The 225-nt window shown below is 40.9% G+C and carries 1 tRNA gene; it reads left to right on the top strand.

Annotated features, from left to right (window positions below):
- The first annotated feature begins 1 nt into the window (after position 1).
- Positions 2 to 77 (top strand) — tRNA-Ala (locus SB724_RS22205).
- Positions 78 to 225: the final 148 nt, after the last annotated feature.

Genomic DNA, 225 nt, shown 5'->3' with positions numbered 1-225 from the left:
CGGGGCCTTAGCTCAGCTGGGAGAGCGCCTGCTTTGCACGCAGGAGGTCAGCGGTTCGATCCCGCTAGGCTCCACCATTTATAAAAAACATGTTGACTTTAAGAGAAACTTATTATATACTTAAAAAGTTGCTTGAGAAAGTGAACAAAATGATCTTTGAAAACTAAACAAGACAAAACGTACCTGTTAATTCAAAGTTTTAAATAAATCGCACAGCGATGTGCG

Origin of the sequence: Bacillus sp. SIMBA_031, from assembly GCF_046535225.1 — a bacterium.
Lineage (GTDB): Bacteria > Bacillota > Bacilli > Bacillales > Bacillaceae > Bacillus > Bacillus velezensis.
The sequence above is the reverse complement of the archived record's forward strand: the minus strand, read 5'-3'. Positions and strand labels throughout refer to the sequence as shown.